The 15,619-nt window shown below is 54.1% G+C and carries 15 protein-coding genes, 2 tRNA genes and 1 pseudogene; 10 read left to right on the top strand and 8 right to left on the bottom strand.

Going from position 1 to position 15,619, the window contains the following annotated elements; genetic code table 11:
• Positions 1-57: 57 nt before the first annotated feature.
• The 4 genes from HH216_RS13815 to HH216_RS13800 all read right to left on the bottom strand — a co-directional run bounded on the left by HH216_RS13815 (position 58) and on the right by HH216_RS13800 (position 2,237).
• Positions 58-723, bottom strand: a complete 666-nt coding sequence (locus tag HH216_RS13815) for a hypothetical protein (protein WP_169551334.1) — start codon at positions 721-723, stop codon at positions 58-60.
• A 70-nt stretch (positions 724-793) separates the two neighbouring features.
• Positions 794-1,699: a hypothetical protein gene (locus HH216_RS13810; protein ID WP_169551333.1), complete on the bottom strand. Its 906-nt coding sequence runs from the start codon at positions 1,697-1,699 to the stop codon at positions 794-796.
• A gap of 357 nt (positions 1,700-2,056) precedes the next feature.
• Positions 2,057-2,130: transfer RNA gene (locus HH216_RS13805), tRNA-Pro, on the bottom strand.
• Positions 2,131-2,150: 20 nt separating this feature from the next.
• A tRNA-Ser gene (locus HH216_RS13800) sits at positions 2,151-2,237 on the bottom strand.
• Between the two features lie 164 nt (positions 2,238-2,401).
• On the opposite strand from HH216_RS13800, the gene HH216_RS25965 reads away from it, so the two are divergent.
• From HH216_RS25965 to cdaA, 8 genes and pseudogenes are all read left to right on the top strand, one after another.
• On the top strand, positions 2,402-2,914 hold the full coding sequence (locus HH216_RS25965) for a VWA domain-containing protein (RefSeq protein WP_254448423.1): 513 nt from the start codon (positions 2,402-2,404) through the stop codon (positions 2,912-2,914).
• A 35-nt stretch (positions 2,915-2,949) separates the two neighbouring features.
• Positions 2,950-3,360 carry a hypothetical protein gene (locus HH216_RS25960; protein ID WP_254448422.1) on the top strand — a complete coding sequence of 137 codons (411 nt, stop codon included), beginning with the start codon at positions 2,950-2,952 and terminating at the stop codon, positions 3,358-3,360.
• A gap of 96 nt (positions 3,361-3,456) precedes the next feature.
• Positions 3,457-4,140, top strand: a complete 684-nt coding sequence (locus HH216_RS13790; RefSeq protein WP_169551332.1) for a tetratricopeptide repeat protein — start codon at positions 3,457-3,459, stop codon at positions 4,138-4,140.
• 127 nt (positions 4,141-4,267) lie between these two features.
• Positions 4,268-5,443, top strand: a complete 1,176-nt coding sequence (locus tag HH216_RS13785) for a thiolase family protein (RefSeq protein ID WP_169551331.1) — start codon at positions 4,268-4,270, stop codon at positions 5,441-5,443.
• An 11-nt stretch (positions 5,444-5,454) separates the two neighbouring features.
• Positions 5,455-6,408, top strand: a complete 954-nt coding sequence (locus tag HH216_RS13780; RefSeq protein WP_169551330.1) for a phosphoribosylaminoimidazolesuccinocarboxamide synthase — start codon at positions 5,455-5,457, stop codon at positions 6,406-6,408.
• A 48-nt stretch (positions 6,409-6,456) separates the two neighbouring features.
• On the top strand, positions 6,457-6,864 hold the full coding sequence (locus HH216_RS13775) for an STAS domain-containing protein (RefSeq protein ID WP_169551329.1): 408 nt from the start codon (positions 6,457-6,459) through the stop codon (positions 6,862-6,864).
• The gene (locus HH216_RS13770) at positions 6,827-7,819 is read left to right on the top strand and encodes a ribonuclease Z (protein ID WP_169551328.1); all 993 of its coding nucleotides are present in this window, start codon (positions 6,827-6,829) and stop codon (positions 7,817-7,819) included. The genes HH216_RS13775 and HH216_RS13770 overlap by 38 nt, the downstream gene beginning before the upstream one ends.
• Before the next feature lie 459 nt (positions 7,820-8,278).
• Positions 8,279-9,084 (top strand): annotated as a pseudogene (cdaA, locus tag HH216_RS13765) (diadenylate cyclase CdaA).
• An 87-nt stretch (positions 9,085-9,171) separates the two neighbouring features.
• Here cdaA and HH216_RS13760 read toward each other — a convergent pair.
• Genes HH216_RS13760 through HH216_RS13750 form a run of 3 tightly spaced genes read right to left on the bottom strand, consistent with a single transcriptional unit; the run spans position 9,172 to position 10,819 of the window.
• Positions 9,172-9,579, bottom strand: coding sequence for a DUF4332 domain-containing protein (locus tag HH216_RS13760; RefSeq protein ID WP_169551327.1), 408 nt, complete (start codon positions 9,577-9,579; stop codon positions 9,172-9,174).
• Positions 9,580-9,628: 49 nt separating this feature from the next.
• Entirely contained in the window at positions 9,629-9,817 is a 189-nt protein-coding gene (locus tag HH216_RS13755) for a hypothetical protein (RefSeq protein ID WP_169551326.1), read from the bottom strand.
• Between the two features lie 48 nt (positions 9,818-9,865).
• Complete coding sequence (locus HH216_RS13750) at positions 9,866-10,819, bottom strand: DUF2279 domain-containing protein (protein ID WP_169551325.1); 954 nt, start codon at positions 10,817-10,819, stop codon at positions 9,866-9,868.
• Positions 10,820-11,072: 253 nt separating this feature from the next.
• Here HH216_RS13750 and HH216_RS13745 point away from each other — a divergent pair, with 253 nt between their 5' ends.
• Both HH216_RS13745 and HH216_RS13740 read left to right on the top strand, forming a co-directional pair.
• Positions 11,073-12,602 (top strand): malate:quinone oxidoreductase, encoded by a 1,530-nt coding sequence (locus HH216_RS13745; protein WP_169551324.1) that lies wholly within the window; start codon positions 11,073-11,075, stop codon positions 12,600-12,602.
• A gap of 324 nt (positions 12,603-12,926) precedes the next feature.
• Complete coding sequence (locus HH216_RS13740; RefSeq protein ID WP_169551323.1) at positions 12,927-13,517, top strand: outer membrane beta-barrel protein; 591 nt, start codon at positions 12,927-12,929, stop codon at positions 13,515-13,517.
• Positions 13,518-13,634: 117 nt separating this feature from the next.
• Here HH216_RS13740 and HH216_RS13735 read toward each other — a convergent pair whose 3' ends face one another.
• Positions 13,635-15,584, bottom strand: a complete 1,950-nt coding sequence (locus HH216_RS13735; protein WP_169551322.1) for a M14 family zinc carboxypeptidase — start codon at positions 15,582-15,584, stop codon at positions 13,635-13,637.
• Between the last annotated feature and the right edge of the window lie 35 nt (positions 15,585-15,619).

Below are 15,619 nucleotides of genomic sequence, written 5' to 3'. Positions count from 1 at the left end.
GTTAGCAACACGCTAAAGCGACCAACGACCCGGCAAAATCCAAAAAGTGCAACTGGACTACAAGTCAATGAGACGACAGACCGTACGTATTTCTGGGACTTCAATGATAACAGGCATTGATCTGGGACTGGTAGGAACCCAAATTCCTCGTACTTCTTTCTGGTAAGCATACGTGGGATCTTTCTGTCTCCATACAGGTACTACCGGTTTTCTGTAGTTTACTTTACCTTTTTGTGGAAAACCATACGTCTGCTTTTGTTCATATACGCAATCATCTACTATAACGTCGCCGGAAGCAAGCTTTAACACTTTTAGCCGGTCCGTGATTGCATCATAGAATGCGGGTACATCAGTTATCTCCACAACCGCATTAGCCGAAAAGGCTTTTTGAATCACATCGCTATTTTCCGCGCTGGCACAGTACATATAATAATTGTGCTCTGCTGAATCTCCGAAAGAAATTAAATGACCAGTCCCACCGATTGTAACGTTCTTAAACGTCATACCTCCGATTGTATCATTGATTGTCTGGCTCCGTCCATCTAAAGTGGTTAGGTTAAATTGACGATAGCCTTCCATTTGATCTCCAATCACAGAGCCGTGAGCTTTTTCGTTCTTAAAGTCCCATAGTGTGCCGACGCGAATCCTGCCTAAATTGACCATGTCATCGGCATGTTGCTTTTGTAAATACTTATACAGCGGTGTAGTAGTTGAATTTATCATATAATGAAACTGAGTTAGCTTTATTACACAACAAAAAATCTTGATAATTAATCAGTTGTATACATCAAGTTCAGTCCCAAATAGCTGGAAAGTTGTTCATGTCCTGCCCCTCGAACACTAGCCCCGCTTTTCGCAGATAAGTGTATGTCTGATCAGGAGTATTATGCCGGCAGTGCCGCTGCACTAGCAGGATGTCTTTGGTAGCCCGATACAAAGCCACCGCCCCAGTAGGCTTCCAGCTGTACAAATCGTAATCCAGGCCAAAAAGGTTTAAAGTCTCCAGTACCGCCCGGTGGCGTTTGTAGAAGTAGTTTACCCCTACCGGCTCCGCTCCTGGATGACCATTGATGGTAAACACATAATCAGTCGGGCGATAACTGCGTAAGCGATGCTTTTGGATTGTGGCTTCGAGAGTAGCGGGTATATCGACGTAGCCTATCTTTCGATTCTTCGCTGTTCCAGAAACAACCTTTACCTGCTTCTCCAAGATGTCCCCTACCCTCAGATACCGCAGTTCCTTACCTGGCCGTAGAAACAGGAAGTAGATAAACTGACAGAATAGCCACAGCTGATCGTTACCAGAATCCAGTATAGCCGTTCGCAATTCCTTCGTCTGATCGGCGTTGAAAGGCCGGTGATCATCCGACTCATCAACTCGCACGTTCTTCAACTTGCTGAATGGGTTTGTCTGCAAGTCCTCCCGATCAATGAAGAACGTGGCAAACGACTTGTAAAAGCCCAGCATATTGTTGTAAAAACGGCCACCAGTCGTCACTGAGTCGAAAAACTCGAACGCTAGTTTAGGTTTGATATCTTTCAGTAGGATACGCTCTTTCTTTTTCGCTTTCAGAAAGTCGGTGAAGTAGCGCAGGTACAGATCGTACAGGCCCATCGTCGTGTCTTCACGAAGTTCCCTACTTTTAACCTGCTTGTATGTAGCGGCCGCTGCTGCAAAGGTCAGTTCCGGCTCAGCCACTGGCTGAACTGGCTTCGGTTCCTCTTTTGGTTCAGGTGGGGCCGTTTCGTCAACATGCCAGCCATCACGTAACCCCCGGTTGATCTCCTTGATTATCTCAACAGCGTCTTTACGTTTTGCTTCGAGCGTGTCCCCAATCAGCTTGACCCGTTTTCTAACTCGCTGCTTCTTCTGAACGTGCCAGACATATTATATCACATACAGCTCGGTATCTGACTCGACAAGTTGTGTTGGTATGTGTGAAAACTCGTTCTCATTACCCAGCTTCACCTGCTTTTTTGCTGCCAACAAACTGCCAATGAATCTGGCACAAAAAGAAAAACCCGCAAATCGAGTTGATTTGCGGGTTTTTTAGTGTCGGGGTGGCAGGATTCGAACCTACGACCTCCTGCTCCCAAAGCAGGCGCGATACCGGGCTACGCTACACCCCGAAGTGTGGTAATTGTCCCGGCGGAGAGAGAGGGATTCGAACCCTCGGTACCGTTGCCAGTACGACAGTTTAGCAAACTGTTCCTTTCGGCCACTCAGGCATCTCTCCGTGCTGTTTGACCGTTACCGATCTATCAGGGCACAAAGATAGGCACCTTTGCCATTTAGACAATGAAACAGGCCGAAAAATCTTTTCGCTTTTACTACTTTCGTTTCTCCGATACCCTCTGCGAATTAGTAAACCTGGTCAGGATCAGGTTGATTCAGTGCCCCATGAACTGGCTATATTCTTTATCATCACTCGATTTTTTTTTAATTGGCGGCTTCATTCTTCTGTATGGCGGCTACATTTTTCGCATTGTCTGGCTGGCAAGGCACCTCAACACGTCGGCCTGGGGGGTGGTACCGAAGTTCTTTCTGCGCGGTATTTACTTCGCCCTGCTGATGATCGCCCTGATGGGCCCCACCTTCGGCGACACCGAACGCAACCTGACCGCGTCGGGCCACGATGTGTATCTGCTGGTCGATGTGTCGCGGTCGATGGGGGCTGGTGATATTATCCCGACCCGGCTGGAACGTGTCAAATACGACATTCAGCAACTGACCGATACGCTCCCCGCCGACCGGTTTGGCCTTATCTTGACGGCTTCGCGCTCGTTTGTGCTGTCACCCCTCACCAACGACCATAATGCCTTCAACCAACTCGTCCGTACGATCAGGCCCGACCCAACGGGGGCGGTACTGACCTGTGCGCGGCTCTGGAACTGGCCCGACAGAAATTCCTGACCGACTCCACGACCCGGCAGCGGGCAAGAGCGCTGGTGCTGTTCAGCGATGGCGAGAATTTTACATCCTGCGAAACCAGTACGCTGGCCCAGCTGCGGCTGGCGGGTTTGTCGCTCACCACGGTTGGTGTCGGGACGGAGGCTGGCGCGTCGATCCGAACGGCAAATGACTATCTGCGTGATGATGCCGGTCAGATCGTACGGTCGCAGCTGAACCGATCGTTCTTACAAAGTCTGGCGCGTGATGGCCGGGGACAATACGTAGAAACAGACCGGAGCGGACAGTATATAAACGAACTTGCTGGCTGGCTTCGGTCGCAGCGGGGTCGCACCTTCGACCTAAATCGGGTGTCGGCGTCGGCCAATAAATATGATTACTTTTTATTGGCGGCTCTGGTGCTGCTCACGCTCGATTTAGTCGTCACGTTCCGTACCTTCCGCTTGTAGCGAGTTTGAAGTTCGTAGTTCAAGATTTAGCGTTGGCTATCGCGAAAAAACCCTGAATAGTAAACGTTAGATCTTACACATTAAACCCACAATTGAATGCTCTACGTCATGCTGTTGGGCTGGCTCTGGTGGAACGACCTACCCGTGCTGACACAGATTTCGCGGAATAATCAGGCGCGCCGGGAAGCCGAACGGGCCTATCAGTCGGCGCACTATGCCCGGGCGGTTCAGCTGTATACCCAACTGAGCAATATTGACGCACAGGACGATCCGGCGATTCGGCTGAACCTGGGCCATGCGTACTTTAAACTGGGTCAGTACCAACGGGCAAAAACGCAGTACGAGCCGTTACTGCATACCGACGCTCCAGCCCTGCGCACGGTAGCTGCGACACAGTTGGGGGTAATTGCCTGCGCCCGGCGCGACAGTGCGGGCGCCCTGACACTGTTTGAGCAGGCTTTGCTCGAAGACCCGGCCAACGAAGCAGCGCGCTACGATTATGAGTTGATTCGCACGCGTTTTTCAAACCGGCTGCCCAACCGCAATCAGCCACCGAAGTCCGCGACGCCGAAGCAGATAAATCAGCCGAAACCGAGTAGCAGTCAGGTCGAGCGGTCGGAGCGGCAGGACGAGCGACTACGTCGGTTTGCCAAGCTCAACCTCAACGAAGAGCAGGCCCTGCAATTGCTGGATGCCATGCAGACCGACGATCTGCCCTACGCCCTGACCCGGTCGGCCCGCGAGTCGGCCACGCCCGCCACCACGCCCAGCCGGTGGTAAACTGGTTTACGGTTTACGGAGGGGCGGTTTACGGTTTGCTGACTGGTCGTACTGGCGCATACCACGAAGCCGGCGTATGGTGTGTTACTGGATAGGTCGTACCTTCGCACTTACTAAGCCAGATACTATGAATGAAGTCGTTATTATTGCTGCCGTCCGCACACCAATCGGCAGTTTCGGCGGTGTGCTGTCGACCCTGTCGGCTACTGATTTAGGAGCCGCAGCTATCAAAGGAGCACTGGAGCGCGCGGGCGTCGCGCCCGAACAGGTGCAGGAAGTGTACATGGGAAACGTCGTGTCGGCCAACCTGGGGCAGGCACCCGCCAAGCAGGCCGCCCTGAAAGCCGGCCTGCCCGCCAACATCCCCTGCACGACCATCAATAAAGTTTGCGCGTCGGGTACCAAAGCTATTATGCTGGCGGCTCAGGCGATCCAGCTTGGACAGGCCGACGTAATCGTTGCGGGTGGTATGGAAAGCATGTCGAACACGCCCTACTACGTCCCCAAAGCGCGATTCGGTTATAAATACGGCAATGCCGAGCTGGTCGATGGACTGGCGCGCGATGGGCTGGTCGATGTGTATGATCAGTGCGCGATGGGTGTCTTTGCCGACCGTACCGCTGCCAAATACACGATCAGCCGGGAGCAGCAGGATGCGTTCACGGTGCAGTCGTACCGACGGGCTGAGCAGAGCACCCAGGAAGGCCGGTTCAGCAGTGAGATCGTGCCGGTTGAGGTACCGGGCCGGAAAGGATCGGTAACGGTCAGCGAAGACGAAGAATACAAAAACGTGATCTACGACAAGATCCCGTCGCTGAAACCCGCCTTCACCGCCGACGGCACCGTAACACCCGCCAGTTCGTCGCCCATCAGCGATGGCGCGTCGGCCCTGGTCGTGATGAGCCGCCGGAAAGCCGACGAACTAGGGCTGAAACCACTGGCCCGCATCGTGGCTTACGCCGACGCCGAGCAGGAGCCGGAGTGGTTTACAACGGCCCCCACCAAAGCCGTGCCGCTGGCTCTCGAACGCGCCGGGCTCACTGCCGATCAGATCGATTTTTACGAGGTAAACGAAGCCTTTGCCGTGGTACCGCTGGCCTTTAGTCAGGTGCTGAACGTGCCGGCGGAAAAGCTGAACGTGTTTGGCGGATCAGTCGCACTCGGGCACCCGCTGGGGGCGTCAGGCGCGCGTATCGTAACGACGCTGACCAACGTGCTTCACCAGCAGAACGGCCGCTACGGCGCAGCCGGTATCTGCAACGGGGGCGGGGGCGCTTCGGCCATTATTCTGGAAAAAATCTAATCATTTCTTTCGTGTCCATTCAACAGACCACCTTTCAATTTCCGGGTCAGACGGGTTTCTACCGGGGTAAAGTGCGCGACGTGTATTCGTTCCCAAACCAACTGGTAATGATCGCGTCGGATCGGATTTCGGCCTTCGACGTCGTTCTGCCGCGCCCCATCCCCCACAAAGGTCAGGTACTTAACCAGACGGCCCAGTTCTTCCTCAACGCCACCGCCGATGTCGTCCCCAACTGGCTGCTGTCGGTGCCCGACCCGAACGTCAGTATCGGTCTGCGCTGCGACCCCTACGCCGTCGAGATGGTCGTTCGGGGGTATCTGGCCGGACACGCGTGGCGTCAGTACCGCGACGGTCACCGGATACTCTGTGGGGTATCGCTGCCGGAAGGACTGCGCGAAAACGACCGGCTGCCCCAGCCCATCATTACCCCGACAACCAAAGCCCACGAAGGCCACGACGAAGACATCAGCCGGGAAGAAATTTTGCGGCAGGGCATCGTGTCGGAGGCTGAGTACGTACAGCTGGAGCGGTTTGCGCTGGCCCTGTTTGAACGGGGAACGCAGATGGCCGCACAACGGGGCCTGATTCTGGTCGACACGAAATACGAATTCGGCAACCACGAAGGGCAGGTGTATCTGATCGACGAAGTGCACACCCCCGACTCGTCGCGCTATTTCTACGCCGACACCTACGAAGCCAATCAGCAGGCCGGGCAGCAGCAGAAACAATTGTCGAAGGAATTCGTTAGAGAATGGCTTATTGCGAACGGTTTCCAGGGAAAAACCGGGCAAACAATACCCGATATGTCCGACGAGTGGATCAGTCAGATCGCCCGGCGTTACATTGAACTTTACGAAATGGTTACGGGACAACAATTTCAACCGGCCGACGATACCAGTTCAGCCGAACGTATTGAACAGGCCGTGACAAAAGCCCTGACGCAGCAGTTACCCGCAAAGCCCTGATTAATTCGCGTATCAACTCAACTGATCGGACGAACGGAATACAACGGCATGAATTACACCATTGAAAAAAACGAACAGTACGCACTGATCCGGCTATCAGAAAGCGATTTCAGCGACAACATTGCCCCTGACTTTGAAACCCTGTGTAAGGGTCTGTTTCGGGAAGGGTACAGCAATATCATCGTAGACATGGCTACGGTGCAGAATCTGGGCCCGGCGGGGGTAATTGCCATCCGGCGGGTCAACCGGCACTGCACCAGTGAGGAAGGGCTGCTCGTGCTGGCAACCGGCGACGATGACCTGGTCGAACACCTCGACAAGGCAGGGGGCGCTGACCTGACCATCCTGCCGACCGTGGAAGAGGGAATCGACGCGGTATTTATGAATGAACTGGAGAACGACTTTCGGAGCGAAGACGATGACGAGTACGACCGGGGCGGCAGCGTTGCCGACTGATGAACCAACCAGCCAGCCAGCCGGTCAGCAACGGGGCGGCTTACCACCGTTTGAGGTAACGATTTTGGGGGCAGGGTCGGCCACGCCGACGCTGCAACTGCACCCTACGGCACAACTGCTGACGGTCGGGACCGATTATATGCTGATCGACTGTGGCGAAGGCACGCAGTTTCGGCTGCTCGAACAGCGGATTCGGTCGGGTCGGTTACGATATATTTTTATCAGCCACCTGCACGGCGACCATTATTTCGGATTACCCCCCCTCCTGTCGACGCTCAATCTCGCCGGACGCACGGAAGATCTGTATCTGTTCGGGCCGCGCGGGCTCGACGACGTCTTGACGACGATGTTTCGCGTGTCGAACTTGCGGCTGGGCTATCCGCTTCATTTTCAGCCCGTCGACCCGAATCAGCCGATGCAACTGGTCGATTTGCCGAACGTGACCGTCGAGTCGATTCCGTTGCAGCACCGCATCGAATGCACCGGGTATCTGTTCCGCGAAAAGCCGCGCAAGCCGCACCTGCTCCGCGACCGCCTGCCCGACGATGTACCGGTTGCGTACCTGAAGCAATTGAAAGACGGACAGGATGTGCGGGACGAAACGGGGCAGGTACTGTTCGCAGCCGCTGACGTGACCGAACCCGCCGAACCGGCCCGCTCCTACGCTTTCTGCTCAGACACCCGCTACGTGCCGGACCTGATTCCCCAGTTACACGGCGTCGATTTGCTGTATCACGAAGCCACATTCATGGCCGACAATGCGCAGCGGGCCGCTGAAGTCTATCACTCAACCGCCGGTCAGGCGGCAACCATCGCTCGCGACGCACGGGTCGGGCGGTTGCTGATTGGTCATTTTTCGTCGCGCTATAAACAGTTCGACGGTTTTCTGGACGAGGCCCGGCAGGTATTTCCCGACACGTATCTGGCGATTGAAGGCGAAACAATTCCTGTCTGAACTAAAAAACCGGTCAGTGGCGGGTGGAGCCAACTGACCGGCGGAAGTTAAACGAGAGTGGATATAGACGGAAACCCGCTGTTTGTACTAGCACTCAATCGACTGTCGAACCAAAAGGTAAGTACCCTACCACCATTTTGTCGGTAACCTTGCAGTCCTTTGTGTTATATACGAAAAATGCCGACATATGTATTTAAAACAGAAGTGAATGTTGGCATAAATCTCTCGTTTTCACCTATATACGTTCTGTACTGAATGAGCGCGTTTTCTGGTCATACGAGCCAGAGAGCCTGTTTTTGGAAAGTTGAGCGAACCGACTAAATTTTTTCAAAAAAATCAGACAGGTAAACGGATTCAGTTGAACCGCTTACCTATTTCTCCGATCATTTCCTCCTTAGTGGCCGGGCAACGGGTCGATTACTACCTATCTTTAGCCCCGATCACGATTTCTGTTTTAGTATGTTCACCTTTCATTTGGGGTTTCTGGAAGTAGGTTGGCTTGATGTGCTCGACGTACTGCTGGTCGCCCTGCTGATTTATCAGATTTACAACATCGTCCGGGGAAGCGTTGCCAGTCGGGTGTTTATCGGGTATTTGCTGGTTTACTTTTTTTACCTGCTGGTTAAAGCGCTTGGTCTCAATCTACTGACGACCATTCTGGAATATTTCATCAGCGTGGGCGCGCTGGCCCTGATTATTATCTTCCAACAGGAAATCCGGCGTTTTCTGCTTCTCATCGGCAAGTCGACCAACCTGGCGAACAGCCGTTTTCTACAGCGCTGGTTCTCGCGTACGGGCGGGCGAACCGACGAAACTGCCATGACGCTCCGTCCGATTATCGATGCCTGCAAAGCTCTGAGTGCTGAGTTTTCGGGGGGCTGATCGCCATTGCCAAAAATGACGACCTGAGTAAGTTTGTGCAGTCGGGCGAGCGGATAGACGCGGAGGTGTCGAAGGTACTGCTGCTGTCGATTTTTAGCCAATACAGCCCATTACATGACGGGGCGGTGCTCATCAGCGATGATCGGATTATGGCCGCCCGCTGCATTCTGCCCGTTTCGGATGACGACGAATTGCCGCCTGCGCTGGGTTTTCGTCACCGGGCTGCGCTGGGCATGAGCGAAGCAACCGATGCCGCTGTGATTGCGGTATCTGAGGAAAGCGGTCGGCTGGCGCTGGCGCTCAACGGCGAACTCCATACAGACCTGACTTTGACCGAACTCACCGATCGCCTGACCCGCTACTTACAGGAGCCGGGCAGGTAATGCTGGGTTCAAGGTTTAAGGTTTAATGTTTAAAGTTGTCTCCACGGAAAACCTTAAACCTTAAACCTTAAACCGAAAACCTTAAACCTAATATTCAATTCCGGCGGGCAGCGCTTTTGCCTGGTCGACAAAATCGACAACCTGCTCAGCCGAGGGCGGCCGCTGGGTTAGCTGACGCGTCGAGTTGATCTCAATTAGTTTGGCGTGCAGATTGGCGGGCGACCGGCGCGCCAGTTCTTTTACCGTGTCGACGCCCGCTTCTTCCAGCAGATCGCTGTAAACGCGACCGACGCCTTTCAGCCGGGCCAAATCGGCGCGGTTTGTTAGTTCCAGAATCGTTGCCGTGTCGACACCGGAGGCCGTTGCGAGGGCTTTGCGGCCCTGTGGGGTGCGGGCTTTCTCCAGCAGGCTGTCGCTGTCGCCGATACCCTGCCCTTTTAGTCCGGTCAGGGCGGCCTCCGTAATTCCTTTCAACTCGCTCAATGGCATGCTCATACTCAATGGTGTAAAGTATTCGTAACGAGCGGGTTGACCCTCAATCCGCTTAATCGTCACTTAGACGGAGCATATACCGCCGACGTAGCGCATTGATGAGGAATTTTTTTTGAACGGTAAAGCTATCGGGGTGCATCTGCTCGAAAAGCGCAGCCCATTCGCTGTACACAGCCGGCTCAGCTTGCTGAAATTGCGGGCCGTCGATCTTTTTGTCGGCGAGGTAGTCAGAGAAAGACATAGTTTCGGTTTGGGGTATTCGGTTCAGGCTACATCTGCGCGCCAAACGCTATTCTTTTGGTAAGATGAGTGGGTGGAAACGAAAGCCGTTGGGTCGGCTAAACTCCAGCGACGGGGCCGGTAATTTGAAAAACTGAACCGTACCGATGAACCGCTGCAACGAAGGGCTGAATGTACTGATCCGGGACAGATCGGCGTCGGGCGACATAAAGAACTGGCGGTGTCGGTTGAATTTGATCTCACTTCCACTGGCGTCAAAAACCTTCGGGTTTTCATGACCGCCAATCATGCCGCTGCCGCTGTAGCCCACGTCCAGATTCAGCCAGCCCGGAAACGCAGGGCCGACGGGCAACACCGACGCCAGATTGACCGACAGCCAGTATTGTTGGCCGTTGTAGTCTTTGAGCATTTGCTGACCGGTTGTGCGGCCGAGCAGGTTGGGGCGAAACGGCGGGTAAATCGTTTTGCGGAACCCGTATTTGAGATTGACGACCTGCTGCCCCGCGCCGTACTGCTGACCCATAAACAGGGCCGTGCCAGCCACATTGGCAATCATGTCGCCTTTCGAGAACCCCCACCCTTCCGAATGTCCGTCGTATATTTCAAGGGTGGTCTGGAACAGCAGCGCGAGCAGCCCACCGGTCAGGATACTTGCCCGTTCATCGACCCCACTCCAGCGCATCAGTTCGTAGCCGCCCCGGCTCATGCAATAGGCCGTCGTTGCGTGGCCAATCTTGTCCATTTGCAGCCACTCAGCGTTGTCATTGAAACTGTGAAATGGCACACGCTTCTTGTACCACTGCTTACGGAGCATCAGCAGTGTGATCGTGTAAAAAGCAGCAGTACCCGCTATAACGCCGATAAATCGCCCCTCCCGAATTCCCCCCGGGTCGGCCGGAGCAGTCGTAGCCAGCCCGATCAGTGGTACCTGCGCCCGCACCGTCTGGGCGAGCAACAGCAGGCAGAATAGCAGCAGCCCAACCGTACGAATTGCCTGTTTCATGCCCAAAAGTACCCAAAACTGGTTATTCGCCGGGCGTTGTTGCACTTCCATTCAGGGACTGACAAGGTGTACGCAGAAAAGCATGGTGAAAACGTGCTTTCCAGCAACCTGTTAATACAGAAGTTCACCCAACCAGCTGCAGAAACAGTCGTTCGTCGAAGAATATGGTCTTGTAATGAAATCTACTGGTTAATCGGAACAAGCGACCCTTTAATTTTGTCTTTTCCGAAGGAGGTCATCTCCCAACCTGAATATGGCAAAACGTAAAAAAACTGACAAAAAAGGGCCGGACGTCCTCCTGATTGGCGCCGGTATCATGAGTGCTACCCTGGGGGTAATGCTCAAGGAGATCGATCCAACTATTACTATTGCTATTTACGAACGGCTCGACATTGCAGCCGCCGAAAGCTCTGACGCCTGGAACAACGCCGGAACGGGTCACTCGGCGTTCTGCGAGCTGAACTATACGCCCCAGAAGGCCGATGGCAGCGTCGACGCATCGAAGGCGATAAAAATTGCCGAGTCGTTTGAACAGTCGAAACAGTTCTGGTCGTACCTGGTCGAGAAAGGCTTCCTGCACGATGCCCCCGATTTTATCCGGTCGATTCCCCATATGAGTTTTGTCTGGGGTGCCGAAAACGTCGAGTATCTGCACAAACGCTACGACGCGCTGCAACAGAATTACCTGTTTCACGGGATGCAATACTCGGAAGACACGGCCCAGCTGACGGAGTGGATGCCATTGGTTATGACCGATCGCGATCCGAATCAGCCAGTTGCCGCGACCCGCATGGAAATTGGTACCGACGTTAACTTCGGCGCTCTGACCCGTGCCATGTTCCGCAAGCTTCAGGCGATGGAAGGCGTCGAACTGAATTTTGGTTATGATGTGCGTGATCTGTGGCGGTCGAAATCGTTAGGCGGCTGGAAACTGCGGGTCGAGAAACTAAGCACCGGCGCCGAGAAAGAAATCCAGGCTGATTTTGTCTTCATCGGCGCGGGCGGTGGTTCGTTGCGGCTGCTCGAAAAATCCGATATTCCCGAAAGCCGGGGCTACGGCGGCTTCCCCGTGAGCGGACAGTGGCTCAGATGCACCAATCGCGCTATCGTCGCGCAGCACCACGCCAAAGTGTACGGCAAAGCGTCGGTCGGCGCACCACCGATGTCGGTACCCCACCTCGACACACGCATGATCGACGGACGGCAGGAGTTGCTTTTCGGCCCCTACGCTGGCTTTTCGACTAAATTCCTGAAAAGCGGTTCGTACATGGACCTGCCCAAATCGATTCAGCTGAGCAACATGGCTCCGATGCTGATGGCTGGCCTGCACAATGTTCCGCTGACGCGCTACCTGATTCAGCAGGTAATGCAATCGCCGGAAGATCGGCTGGCGGCCCTGCGCGAGTACTTCCCCGACGCACAAATGGACGACTGGGAACTGGAAGTGGCCGGGCAGCGCGTACAGGTCATCAAGAAAGATGAGGACGAAGGCGGTGTGCTTGAATTTGGTACGGAGGTCGTCAGCGCGGCCGATGGCAGCATTGCAGCCCTGCTGGGTGCTTCGCCGGGCGCATCAACGGCCGTGTCGATCATGCTCGATTTGCTCAGCCGCTGCTTTCCGGAAGAGGTAAAAACCGAACAGTGGCAGGCCAAGTTGAACGAGATGATTCCGTCGTACGGACAGGTGCTGGCCAACAACCCCGAACTAGGGCAGTCGATTCGTCAGCACACCAGCAACGTGTTGGGGCTGATCAATGAGCCTACACCCGAAGTGACGCGTTAAGCCGTTTAGCAACGAACGGACTATATCATGAGCCGGCGGGTACTCAGCAACTTTGCTGAGTACCCGCCGGCTCATTGTCTATTATTTAGACAGTATCTACGAATCATCCAAAAACGGTTTCATTCTTCAGGTGGGAATCGGCAGCCTACCACTTGTATATGTTGGTATACAAATCTATGGTTGGATAATAATTTTTCTACAACCCATTAATATACAACCGCTTATTATTTCTGATACGCAAATTAGAAAACAAGTTTTGCTGTAACCAGTTATATCTCCTGTTTTCGTTTTTATCAAAAAATTACCATTTTAAAGCTACACTCTATGAAAAAGTTTCTTGCCGGAATTTTCGTCCTATTCGCTGTCGCAGCACAGGCGCAGGAGTACAAACCGTTCAAGGTGAATGTATCGATCGGGTACGCGAAACCTTTTAACGCTGGTGTATCGGGCGGTTTTTTGGTTGCTGTTGAACCGAAGTATGGCTTCAACGACCATTTTGATCTGGGTCTGCGACTCGAACTGGCGTCGGTAGCACGGGGTGTGCAGGTAAACGGCAACACCACCACAGGCGATGTCAGCGCTTATTCGTCGTACCTGATCACGGGTAACTATCTGTTCGGATCAAGCAGTGTACGGCCGTTTGTAGGTGCCGGTCTGGGTTTGTTTACGATTGGGTCGGGCGGCACGGTCGTTATCGCCAGCAATGGTCAGGCTAACCAGAACATCAACCTGGTGAGCGACACCAAGTTCGGCGGTATGATCCGGGCGGGCGTTAAGCTGAGCCACTTTGTCGTGGCCGCTGAATACAACGCTGTTCCAACAACAAACGCTGCTGGGACGAACACGCAGATCACCAGTGAGAACTCGTACCTCGGCGTCAAAATCGGTTTCGATATCGGCGGTGGCCGGAAGTAACAGGCGGGTTTGATATCGTCTGATTTAACAGGAGATGTTAAAGTCTTTACCAAGCAGAAGGCCCGATCTTATGTAAGATCGGGCCTTCTGCTTGTTGGTGGTAAGCGATCTGCTCCCCTATTGGCGACGCAGTTGGATAACCCGGCGTTTGTCGCCCCGAATTACTTCGAGGAAGTAAGCTCCCGTCTGCAACGGACCAACCTGCATCGTGTGCTGCGTCTGGTTGGCAGGCAGTGTAGCCTGCTTGTGGGTACGCCCGTTGATATCGATCAGCCGCAGACTCGCATCCTGGTCAGTCGGATTTACATCGATAGTCAGGCTTTGCTCAAGCGGATTTGGATACGCATTGACCTGTAGTCCCTCAACCGCTTCGTCGACGTACTCGGCTGCTGCCAGTTCGCGCGCGCCAGCCGTTGTCGTACAAACACCGCTAACCACCGGCCCGGTGCTCGACGGGCTGTAGTTCGAGCTGGTCGTCAGGATGAATTTGTCAACTACGGTCCCATCTTCACGCATCCAGAGATTGAACGTGTGTTCACCGGCAGTATTCACCGTTACTTTGAAAGCCGTATTACCCGCTGCTTTGATCCACGTCCAGCTCGACTTATTACCGTTGTTGAAGTTGGTCGTGTTGGGGCTTAGGTTGACCGCTGTACCGTCCAGACCAATCGTGAACGAGTCATCGGTTGTACCACCGCTGCCCGCTACCATTCGCACCCATACGTAGTACGTACCGGTCGTGGCGAAGGTTAACGTATAGTCGAGCCGGGGGCCATTCAGGCCATTCTGTACGTCCAGCCCGGTACCAGCTACAGCCATAGCCGTACCCGACGATGCTGATGTGTAGGACACCGGTGCCCAGGTCCGGCCAGCCGCGCTACCCGTACCGGCAGTGCTGGTTTTGAAGTTTTCAGCCTCGAAAACTACCGTTCCGCCCGACTCTTTAAAGCAGGTCTGTTTGCCCGTTGTAAACGAACTGGTTGCATATGCTATACCGCAGGCAGCTTTCACGCGCCAGTCGTAGGCCGTTGCCGGTGTCAGGCTGCTCACCGGATAACTCGTGTTGCTCACGGTCACGTCTGCCGACCAGGCCGTGCTGCTTTTCGGTTTGGTTGAAACGGCGTACGACGAAGCTCCTGATATTGCGCCCCACGTCAGGGTCGCCGTTGTCTGCCCGACGCTGTTCGCCGTTAGGCTCGTGGGCGTACCACAATCGCTCGTATAGGTCAGCGTCAGTGTATCTTTGATAACCGACAGGCCGTTGTCAACTGCCAGTTCGAAGGCGATCGATGTCCCAACCGGGGTGCTATCGCTGATGGTAAACTGGAGCGAATCGGCCACCGTTTGCAGCAGTCCCATACCACTGTATGTTTTCGCCGACCCTACACTGGTTACGTACGAACTTAGCCCTTTGGCCGATACGATCAGCGCACCGGGCTTGATACCATAGTTGGTGAAATTGTAGCGAAGCACGCTGCTTTTGGTCGTAAATGCAGTGGTCCCGCGCTGCGCAGCCCGACCGTAGTTAGTTGACATACGCAGCATCTTACGATTCATCTCGATCGTGCTGTTACAAAGCGGCAGAATGCGCGATGAAGCTGGCCAGAAACCATCGTCCGACGAGCCAATCTCCGTCGTGAAGGCGTACGTTTTGGCTTTTGTCGTTTGCTCACCGTACTGCCAGTCCGGTGCACCGCCATTAGACGTATATCCGAGCGTTTCGTAGGTATTACCAATTTTGAAGCCGTTATCAGCTGCCAGATACGTGGCAGCCGTCCGGAACGTACTCATTTCCGGGTTGTTATTCGGATTGAGCGCCGAAAACGGATACATGCAGGCATTGGCATACGAGTGATAATTAAACACCGTTTGGAACGGATATTTCAGGAACAGGTCGCGCATGGCCTGTGTCTCCTTTTCTGAGAATGCACCCGTACCCCGATAATTTTCCGCCGTTTGCGTTGGGGATGAACCACTGTTATCCAGGGCATAGTAATAGGCGTAGTTCCGGTTGATATCGACGCCGTACGAACCACCGCTGTTAACCTGCCGGTTTTTACGCCACATCCCCCCCCGCTTGGGTTAGTTGTCTGGTTGTACAC

It is taken from the genome of Spirosoma rhododendri (assembly GCF_012849055.1).
Lineage (GTDB): Bacteria > Bacteroidota > Bacteroidia > Cytophagales > Spirosomataceae > Spirosoma > Spirosoma rhododendri.
Note: the sequence above shows the minus strand (reverse complement) of the source record. Positions and strands in the feature narration are given on the sequence as shown.

Bases quoted from the DNA above. Each gene is read 5' to 3' on its own strand.
- HH216_RS13815 (WP_169551334.1), bottom strand. From the start codon at position 723: ATGATAAATTCAACTACTACACCGCTGTATAAGTATTTACAAAAGCAA.
- HH216_RS25965 (WP_254448423.1), top strand. From the start codon at position 2,402: ATGAACTGGCTATATTCTTTATCATCACTCGATTTTTTTTTAATTGGC.
- HH216_RS13790 (WP_169551332.1), top strand. From the start codon at position 3,457: ATGCTCTACGTCATGCTGTTGGGCTGGCTCTGGTGGAACGACCTACCC.
- HH216_RS13785 (WP_169551331.1), top strand. From the start codon at position 4,268: ATGAATGAAGTCGTTATTATTGCTGCCGTCCGCACACCAATCGGCAGT.
- HH216_RS13775 (WP_169551329.1), top strand. From the start codon at position 6,457: ATGAATTACACCATTGAAAAAAACGAACAGTACGCACTGATCCGGCTA.
- HH216_RS13770 (WP_169551328.1), top strand. From the start codon at position 6,827: ATGACGAGTACGACCGGGGCGGCAGCGTTGCCGACTGATGAACCAACC.
- HH216_RS13760 (WP_169551327.1), bottom strand. From the start codon at position 9,579: ATGAGCATGCCATTGAGCGAGTTGAAAGGAATTACGGAGGCCGCCCTG.
- HH216_RS13755 (WP_169551326.1), bottom strand. From the start codon at position 9,817: ATGTCTTTCTCTGACTACCTCGCCGACAAAAAGATCGACGGCCCGCAA.
- HH216_RS13750 (WP_169551325.1), bottom strand. From the start codon at position 10,819: ATGAAACAGGCAATTCGTACGGTTGGGCTGCTGCTATTCTGCCTGCTG.
- HH216_RS13745 (WP_169551324.1), top strand. From the start codon at position 11,073: ATGGCAAAACGTAAAAAAACTGACAAAAAAGGGCCGGACGTCCTCCTG.
- HH216_RS13740 (WP_169551323.1), top strand. From the start codon at position 12,927: ATGAAAAAGTTTCTTGCCGGAATTTTCGTCCTATTCGCTGTCGCAGCA.
- HH216_RS13735 (WP_169551322.1), bottom strand. From the start codon at position 15,584: ATGTGGCGTAAAAACCGGCAGGTTAACAGCGGTGGTTCGTACGGCGTC.